Genomic DNA, 8,490 nt, shown 5'->3' with positions numbered 1-8,490 from the left:
GAGCCGTGGTGGGTCGCCGAATCGAGCGTGTGGTCCGGTGGGTGAGAGCGCCGTCCGCCCTCACCGCGCTTCGCATTACCACCGAACGCCCTTAACCACTTAAGGGCGTCGGAAGCGTCCCGCCGCCGGCCGTCGATTAGTGACACGACCGGAACGACACCGGTCGGCCAATCGACGCCGACGACGCGTGTACTACAACACAAACCGGTGTGATAGATAAGGCCGTCGAAGTAGACCGCCGTACGTCAATGGATTTCATGGGAGAGACACCCAGTGCAGCCGAGAGTAGGCGGTAACGAAGTGGGCAGGGAGAAGGTCAGTTCGTGACGGTACCCGTCGACGATAGACTGCGGCAGAGAGAACGGTGTCGCGTGGCTGGAGGCCGGTCGGTCATCCCTCGCTCGCACGGTCGGTCCCGCCGGGGAGCGGCCACGCGACCGGTCGTGGTCGACGCACAGACAAAGCCCTGTCGGCACTGGCCGACAGCGCGCTCCGGCGTGGTCGAGCCTCAGTCTTCGAGGTGTTCGATGCCTTTCTTCGAGACGTTGCCCTTCGTAATCTCGTCGCCCATCCAGTCGGGTTTGTCGTCGGGGGCGTCCTGTTCCCACGCCCACGCGTCGAAGATGTGGACCTTGTCCGTGCCCTTCTCCCGAAGTCGAATCTCTGTGGGGTCGGATTCGGCGCGACTCTCCGAACCCGCGGGGTCGAGACGGCGGGCGGCCTTGAGCGCGGCCTGCCGTGGCATGTTCCCCGAGAACACGCTGTCCTCCTCACCGTCCTGACGCATCACGAAGTTTCGCTTACCGTCCTCTCGTACCATGATTTTGCACCTCTATGGGAAGCGAGCACATGGCACAACATAAATATATCGGCAATTCGAGGGCTCGAACGGCGTTCGGCACCCGAATTCGGGGCGAAAAGCGGGAAGAACCGAGCGACGCGACGACCAACACGCGACAGTAGACAACCTTATGTGCTTGCTGGAGTGAAGGGCGGCTAGACACCCCCGATGGTCCGGAAAAAGAAGCTCAGTCCAAGCGGTGCGAAGGACGAAAACGGCGAATACCACAACGTCCACGTGAACCTGCACGAAGACGAGCTCGCCGTGGCCGGGATGGACATCGGCGACGAGGTGTTCGTCCGAGTCCGCGACGGAAAGATAATCATCCAGAAGGCGGACCCGGACGACGTCGAACACGACTTCTGAACCGATGGCCGGTCACACACGGGGGACGATGACCCGATGAAGGCGTACGACCTCTGTAAGCCGCTCCTGTTCGCGTTACCTGCGGAGACGGCACACCGGGCCACACACCGCGTTCTCGAAGCGCTGCAACACACGCCCGCGGAGGACGCCCTCCGGAGCCACTACACCGTCGACGACGACCGACTCCGGACCGAGGCGTTCGGCCTCGAGTTCGACACGCCAGTCGGCGTTGCCGCCGGATTCGACAAGAACGCCGAGGTGCCGTCTATCCTGACGGCGCTCGGCTTCGGACACGTCGAGGTGGGCGGCGTCACCGCCGAGCGCCAACCGGGCAACCCTCGCCCGCGGCTCTTTCGTCTCCCGGAAGACGGCGCACTCATCAACCGAATGGGGTTCAACAACGAGGGCGCCGACCGAATCGGGGCGCGTCTCGACGACGCGACGCTTCCCGACGCCCCCGTCGGCATCAACATCGGGAAGTCGAAGTCGACACCACTCTCCGAAGCGGTCGACGACTACCGCTACACCTACGAGCGTGTCGCGGACGCGGGCGACTACTTCGTCGTGAACGTCTCCAGTCCGAACACGCCGGGACTGCGCGAACTCCAGAACCGCGAGTCGCTGGAACGCATCCTCGGCGGCCTCGTCGACGCAGGCGCCGACCCGCTCTTGGTCAAACTCTCGCCGGACCTCGCGGCCCCCGCCATCGACGAGGCACTCGCCGTCGTCGACGACCTCGGTCTCGACGGCGTCGTCGCCACCAACACGACGGTGGAGCGCCCGGACACGCTCAGGAACCCGAACCGAGCCGAACGAGGCGGCCTCTCGGGCGACCCCATCGAGGAACGGGCCACGGGGACAATCAAGTTCATCGCGGAGCGCACCGACGTCCCCGTCGTCGGCGTGGGCGGAGTGACGGACGCGGCGGGCGCCTACCGCAAGATTCGGGCGGGCGCGAGCGTCGTCCAGTTGTACACCGGCTTGGTGTACGAGGGACCGAGTCTCGCGCGCGACATCAACCGTGGCTTGCTCGAACTGCTGGAGCGAGACGGCTTCGACTCCGTCGCCGACGCCGTCGGTGCGGACCTCTGAGACGGCACCACGCGACCGAGCGGGTCGAAAAGAATTTTCCGGTCAGTTACGCACGATGACGACCGTGTCGCCGGCTTCGACCATCTCGCCGTCGCCGGTGTACTGTCGCTCTTCCTCGATTTCGAACATCTCGGGCGCGAGTTCGACGCCCGCGGCGTGGAGGTGGTCGTCGACCACCTCGTAGTCGCCCTCGGCGATGGCGGCCTCGATGTCGGACACCTGATTGCCGAACTCGGGGCCGACGAGGGAGTAGTCGAGGTCGACACCCGTCACGACGGCTTCGACCGGCGGTTCCTCGTCGACCGACGTCAGGTCGTCGACGTGCATCACGCGCTCGATGTCGTCGGCGAAGGCCTCGACGTCGCCGTACACCTTGACGTGGGCCACGTCGGCGTTCATCGAGAGCTGGTGGTCGGTCTTGTACTTCCGGAGCGCGGCCACGACGGCCATCGCTCGCTCGCCGGCGGAGAGGTCGGCCTCGACGCCGAGCGGTTCGGGCCAGTCGGCGGTATGGACACTGCCCTCGCCGTACATATCCCGCCAGAGTTCCTCGGTGACGTGGGCGAGGATGGGCGCAAACAGCTTACAGAAACGGCGGTGTGCGGTCTGGAGCGTGTACGCCGCGGAGGGGTCGTCGCCGTCGCGGAGCCGCTGTTTGGCGATTTCGAGGTAGTCGTCACAGAAGGTGTGCCAGAAGAAGGAGCGAAGGCTGTCGCGAGCCTTCGAGAACTCCCGGCGCTCGAAGTGCTCCGTCACCGTCTCGATTTGCTCGTCGAGTTCGGCGAGGAGCCAGCGGTCGATGGCCCGGAGGTCCGGGCGCGAGGTTCGGGTTTCGGGCGTGAGGTCGTCGACGAGTTTCGACGCGTTCCAGAGTTTGCGCATCAGGCGCTCGCCGGCGCGGAGCCCCTTCTCCTTGTAGGGCAAGTCATCGCCGACGGCGCTCCCGGCGGCCCAGTAGCGCGCGGCGTCGACGGGGTACTGCTCCAGCACCTCGTCGGGCGAGACGATGTTGCCGAGGGACTTCGACATCTTCACTCGATTCTCGTCCAGCACCATCCCGTTGACCATCACGCTGTCAAAGGGCACCTCGCCGGTGTGTTCGTAACACTTCACGACGGTATGGAACAGCCAGAAGGAGATGATGTCGTGGCCCTGCGGGCGCATGTCCATCGAGTAGAGTTCGGGCCGCTCTATCTGCATCTCCTCGGCCTCGGCGTTCCACTCCCAGCCGGCGTTGATGAGCGGCGTCAGCGACGAGGTAGCCCACGTGTCGAAGACGTCTTCCTCCGGCACGAGTTCGTCGTGGTCGCACTCGGGGCAGTGGTCGACCGGCGGGTCGTCGGAGAGGGGGTCGACCGGCAACTGCTCGCGGTCGGCGATAATCTCCGTGTCACACTCGGCGCAGTACCAGACAGGGAACGGAATCCCCGAGGAGCGCTGGCGCGAGATGGCCCAGTCCCACTGGAGCCCCTCAATCCAGTTTTTGTACCGCGTGAACATCTTGTCGGGGAACCAGTCCATCGACCGCCCGGCCTCCAGATACTCCTCGGTCTTATCGAGGAGTTTGATGTACCACTGCTCGGTGACGAGGAACTCGACTTCGGTGTCACAGCGCTCGTGGACGTTGACGACGTGGGTGATGGGACGCCGGTCCAACAGGGCGCCGTCGTCTTCGAGGTCAGCGACGATGGCTTCGCGGGCCTCGTCGGCCGACAGGCCCTCGTAGTCGCCAGCGACGTCGGTCATCGTCCCCGACTCGTCGATGGCGATGCGGAGCGGCAGGTCGTGGGCCTGATACCACTCGATGTCGGTCTGGTCGCCGAACGTACAGCACATCACGATGCCGGACCCGGTGTCTTTGTCGACGCGTTCGTCCTCGATGATGGGCACCGTCTGGCCAAAGAGCGGGATGTCGGCCGCCTCGCCGACGAGATACTGGTTCTCGTCGTCGTCGGGATGGACGAACACGGCCACACAGGCCGGGAGGAGTTCGGGGCGGGTCGTGGAGATGGTAAAGGTCTCGTCGCTCTCGGCGACGCCGAACTCGATGTCGTGGAAATGCGAGTCCTGCTCGGAGTCTTCCATCTCGACCTGCGAGATGGCGGTCTGACAGTCCGGACACCAGATGGCGGGGGCGCGCTGGCGGTACTCCCGACCCTGTTCGTAGAGGTCGATAAAGGAGAGTTGCGAGATGCGCTGGACCCGTGGCTCGATGGTCTGGTAGGTTTCGGTCCAGTCGATGGAGATGCCGAGCGCCTGCATCTTCTCGGTGAAGTCGGCCTCGTACTTGGCACAGACTCCCCGGCACATCTCCTGAAACACGTCGCGGTCGTACTCCTGATGCTCGACGTCGAGTTCGTCCTCCGTGAGTCGCTCGGAGGCGATGCCGTTGTCGTCGTAGCCGAACGGGAAGAACACGTCGTCGCCCTGCATTCGGTTGTAGCGGGCGACGAAGTCCTGTAGCGTGAACCCGTAGACGTGACCCCAGTGGAGGCTCCCCGACACGGTCGGCGGGGGCGAGTCGATGGAGAAGACGGTGTCCGGGTCTACGGCCCCGCCCTCGTAGGCGTACACATCCTCCTCGACCCACCGCTCCTGCCACTGTCGTTCGACCGTCTCCGGGTCGTATTCTCCGCTCGGCATTGCTCGCCTGACGCTACCGGAGGGACCGGTGTTAAACGCCTCGGTTAGCGCGGGACAAGCGGGAGAAATCCGGGTGGCGACCCGCCAGAATCGCTAGTCGAGCGCGGCCAAGCGGAACTCGAACGCCGCGACCGGCAGTTCGAGGTCGTGTTCGACCAGCACGCGCGGGTGAATCTCGCCGATGACGCCCACCGTCTCGCCGTCGATGACGATGTCGGCGGCGCGGCCGTCGATGAAGGTCGGATGCTCCGTCGCCGGCGTTTCGAGGTCGACGTCGAAATCACGGCAGAGTGCCGCGAGCCGTGACTTCGCGTCCTCGTACGTGGCGTCGTGGCGGGCGAGGACGCCGGCGACCGTCCGGTGTTCGGCGACGCCCGTGTTCTCGCTCTCGTCGGCGTGAGCGGCCAGCCCGATTTCCGCGAGGTCCTGCGGATACGCCCGGTGCGTGTTGTTTTCGAGCACCATCAGCAGCGAGGGGAGCGCCCACGTCCGGAGCATGGTGTAGTCCTCGCTGTAGGGTTCGGTGATGGTCACGGGCGGTTCGGCGCCGCGCGGGGCGTCGGTCTCGACGCCGCGCCGCAGTTCCATGCGGTCGTAGTTCTCCGCCTCGGATATCATGTGGAAGTTGAGGAGGTCCTCGAACCCGAGGCCGACGAGCGAAGTCCGGGCCGCCGCCTCCAGTTTCGAGCGGTCGTGTCGGCCGCCGACCGTCGCCACATCGGGGTATCGCGGTTCGAGTTCGTTGAAGCCGTAGGCACGGCCCACGTCGTCGACGAGGTCGAGAGGATGAAGGACGTCGGTCCGATAGGGCGGAATCGACACCTCGTACGCCGTCTCGGCATCGGCGTCGCTCTCCTCGCGGGAGCGACGCGTCGCCTCCACGGTGTCGTCGCCGGCGAGGTCGACGCCCAGTCCCGAGCGCTCGAACAGGTCGAGCGCGTCTTCGATTGAGAGGTCGACGCCGAGAATCCCCTCGATGCGGTCGTGGGAGACGGTCTTAGTCTCCACCTCGAAGTCCGGGCGGACGAGCGTCCCCTCGGGGGTCGCGACTTCGACGGATTCGATGGTCGCGCCGCGGGCGTCGAGGGCGTAGCAGATGACGTTGCACATCCGGTCGATGGTCCACTGGTCCGTGCCGGTGAGTTCGACGAACAGGTCGCGGGAGTCGGTCGACACCTCGGTCCGACTGCCGTTGATGACCGGCGGGAACGAGAACAGCCCGATTTCGTCGTAGATGGCGGGGTACCGGTCGTATTCCCGGACGAGGTCGGCGTATGTCTCGCCGGTCGGATGGTCGGTGAGCACCTCGGCGGGCGTCATCGCCGCGTCGGAATCGAGGGGGACGAACTGGTCGCCGTCGGCGTCGATGCCGCGGTAGGTAAGCGACCGCCGTGCCGCGCCCTCCTCGTCGAACACCGAGCCTTTCAGCATCGTGAGGTCGTGGATGCCGATGGCGCCTTTCGCCCGCTTGCGCCCCATCGTCGCGTGGAGTTTCTCCTGCAACTGGATGAGGGAGTCGAGCGCCGCCTCGTCGAGGTCGACGCCGCGAATCACGGCGCCGGTGACGTACGGTCGCTCGTCGGGGACCGATTCGTCCACCTCGATTGTCCACTCGGCGTCGTTCGTGTTCGGGACGTAGACGCCCCGGTCGTCGCCGTACTGGTAGCGAAGCGAGCGGGCGACGCCCTCGACGGAGAGGCGGTCGAGTCGGTCTGGGCCGAACTCCAACTGCAGGTCGCCGTCCTCCGTCTCGCCCTCGTACTCCAGTCCGAGCGCGAACAGGTCGTCGATGAGTTCGTCGTCCTCTTTGTCCTCGTGGCCCGTCAACTCTCGGAGTTCGTCGGGGTCGACGTCGACGACGGGCATCAGTGAAGCACCTCCGTCGTCCGCAGGAGGTCGAGGTCACAGAGCGTTCCGTGCACGTCGCGAATGTCGTCGAAGCCGTACATGAGCATCAGGAGTCGTTCGAGCGCCAGCCCCCACGCCATCACGTCACATTCGACGCCGAGGGGCCGCAGCACTTCCTCGCGGAACATCCCGCTGTTGCCGATTTCGATTAGCTCGCCCGTCTCGGGGTGTGTGCCGAACAGTTCGAACGACGGTTCGGTGTAAGGGTTGTAGTGGGGCTTGAACTGCAGGTCGGTGATGCCGAACTGCTGGTAGAACTCCTCGAAGGTGCCCATCAGGTCGCGCACCGAGAGGTCCTCGGCCATCACCCAGCCCTCTATCTGGAAGAACTCCAGCAGGTGCGTCGGGTCGAGCGTGTCGTTGCGGTACACCTTCTCGACGCTGAAAAACCGCTCCGGCGGGTCGAGGTCGCCGATTTCGGTGCCCGAGAGATAGCGCATCGACAGCGACGTGGTGTGGCCGCGGAGGTCGACCCCCCGCGCCACGTCCTCGGTCCACGGCGAGTGATACCCCTGTCCGTCCTCGCCGACGCCCTCCAGATGCGCCGAGCGAACCCGGTCGAGCAGGTCGGCCGGAATCGACTCCATCGGCGGCACATCGAGGGCGAACTGGTCCCAGTGAGTGCGCGCCGGGTGGTCCTGTGGCATGAACAGACAGTCGTTAATCCAGAACTCCGAGTCGGCGTGAGGGCCGTCCATCTCCTGAAAGCCCATGCCGACGAGGGTGTCCTTGACGCGCTCGGCGGTCTGGCGGAGGATGTGGACCCGACCGCCGCGGCGCTCGGGTGCGTCGGCCTCGACGTTGTAGGCGGCGAAGTCGACGTCCTCCCACTCGCCGGAGGCGAGCATCTCGGGCGTGAGGCGGTCGACCGTCTCCGCTACCTCGACGCCCTCCATCAGCGCGGTCACGCCCTCGTCGGTCAGCGTCACCGACCGAACCGTGTGTTCCTCCCGGTCGACGAGGCCACGGCGGACGAGGTGGTCCAGCGCGTCCTCGTGGGCGACGTCGACGTCGGCGAGAGATTCGCCCGACATTCGGGACTCCTCCTCGGCGACGAGTGCGCGCAGCACCGCCGCCTCGGTGTCAGTCGTCGGGTCGGCGTCCGGGTCGGCGCTAATCTGTCCCGACTCCACCTCGCCGTACCCCTTCCGGGCGTAGTTGGCGAGGGCGATGTCGACCTCGGGGCCGTCGAGCCCCGAGTCGCCGATGACCGCGCCCATCGAGACGGGCGCGTCGTCGGCGCCGGCGTCCAGTGCGGCCCGGTAGAGACGCACCTCGGGGAGACCGGCGTCGGCGTACGTCTCCCCCTCCTCGGTGACGACGTAGGACACCGTCTCCTCGGTCGTGACGGCGACGAATCCCTCGTCTTCGAGGTCGAACACCGCGCCCGTCACCGTCGCGGGCTCTACCCCCGCCGCTTCGCTCAGTTGTTCTATCGTCCGTTGCTCCGACGCGCTCGCGGCTTCCAACACCGCGACCTGTGATTCCGGAAGTCGCATTCTTGTTCAGAGTCATCCGAGCCGGTCAGTTAGCAGTTCCGAAGCGTGGCCCGCCGAGCGGGCCGGTTTCGTCCGCCCGCGGCGGGCGGAGTCCGCCGACCTCCGTTCAGACGGGGAAAAAGAATCCGAACCCGAACGCGG

6 protein-coding genes are annotated in these 8,490 nt (G+C 65.9%); 2 read left to right on the top strand and 4 right to left on the bottom strand.

Annotation, left to right across the window (positions count from 1 at the left end; all coding sequences use genetic code 11):
* Positions 1-508: 508 nt before the first annotated feature.
* Positions 509-820 carry a non-histone chromosomal MC1 family protein gene (locus tag ACQUSQ_RS08415; RefSeq protein WP_435068221.1) on the bottom strand — a complete coding sequence of 104 codons (312 nt, stop codon included), beginning with the start codon at positions 818-820 and terminating at the stop codon, positions 509-511.
* Positions 821-1,009: 189 nt separating this feature from the next.
* Between ACQUSQ_RS08415 and ACQUSQ_RS08410 the strand changes: the two genes are divergently transcribed.
* Both ACQUSQ_RS08410 and ACQUSQ_RS08405 read left to right on the top strand, forming a co-directional pair.
* The gene (locus ACQUSQ_RS08410; RefSeq protein ID WP_049937926.1) at positions 1,010-1,207 is read left to right on the top strand and encodes a hypothetical protein; all 198 of its coding nucleotides are present in this window, start codon (positions 1,010-1,012) and stop codon (positions 1,205-1,207) included.
* 36 nt (positions 1,208-1,243) lie between these two features.
* Positions 1,244-2,299: a quinone-dependent dihydroorotate dehydrogenase gene (locus tag ACQUSQ_RS08405; RefSeq protein ID WP_435068220.1), complete on the top strand. Its 1,056-nt coding sequence runs from the start codon at positions 1,244-1,246 to the stop codon at positions 2,297-2,299.
* Between the two features lie 42 nt (positions 2,300-2,341).
* On the opposite strand, the gene ACQUSQ_RS08400 is transcribed toward ACQUSQ_RS08405, so the two are convergent.
* From ACQUSQ_RS08400 to ACQUSQ_RS08390, 3 genes are all read right to left on the bottom strand, one after another.
* Positions 2,342-4,942: a valine--tRNA ligase gene (locus ACQUSQ_RS08400; RefSeq protein ID WP_435068219.1), complete on the bottom strand. Its 2,601-nt coding sequence runs from the start codon at positions 4,940-4,942 to the stop codon at positions 2,342-2,344.
* Between the two features lie 93 nt (positions 4,943-5,035).
* On the bottom strand, positions 5,036-6,808 hold the full coding sequence (gene pheT / locus ACQUSQ_RS08395) for a phenylalanine--tRNA ligase subunit beta (protein ID WP_435068217.1): 1,773 nt from the start codon (positions 6,806-6,808) through the stop codon (positions 5,036-5,038).
* Positions 6,808-8,349 carry a phenylalanine--tRNA ligase subunit alpha gene (locus tag ACQUSQ_RS08390; RefSeq protein ID WP_435068215.1) on the bottom strand — a complete coding sequence of 514 codons (1,542 nt, stop codon included), beginning with the start codon at positions 8,347-8,349 and terminating at the stop codon, positions 6,808-6,810. Before ACQUSQ_RS08390 ends, pheT begins: the two co-directional genes overlap by 1 nt.
* Positions 8,350-8,490: the final 141 nt, after the last annotated feature.

The organism is Haloplanus sp. C73 (genome assembly GCF_051195115.1).
Lineage (GTDB): Archaea > Halobacteriota > Halobacteria > Halobacteriales > Haloferacaceae > Haloplanus.
The sequence above is the reverse complement of the archived record's forward strand: the minus strand, read 5'-3'. Positions and strand labels throughout refer to the sequence as shown.

Bases quoted from the DNA above. Each gene is read 5' to 3' on its own strand.
- ACQUSQ_RS08415 (WP_435068221.1), bottom strand. From the start codon at position 820: ATGGTACGAGAGGACGGTAAGCGAAACTTCGTGATGCGTCAGGACGGT.
- ACQUSQ_RS08410 (WP_049937926.1), top strand. From the start codon at position 1,010: ATGGTCCGGAAAAAGAAGCTCAGTCCAAGCGGTGCGAAGGACGAAAAC.
- ACQUSQ_RS08405 (WP_435068220.1), top strand. From the start codon at position 1,244: ATGAAGGCGTACGACCTCTGTAAGCCGCTCCTGTTCGCGTTACCTGCG.
- ACQUSQ_RS08400 (WP_435068219.1), bottom strand. From the start codon at position 4,942: ATGCCGAGCGGAGAATACGACCCGGAGACGGTCGAACGACAGTGGCAG.
- pheT (WP_435068217.1), bottom strand. From the start codon at position 6,808: ATGCCCGTCGTCGACGTCGACCCCGACGAACTCCGAGAGTTGACGGGC.
- ACQUSQ_RS08390 (WP_435068215.1), bottom strand. From the start codon at position 8,349: ATGCGACTTCCGGAATCACAGGTCGCGGTGTTGGAAGCCGCGAGCGCG.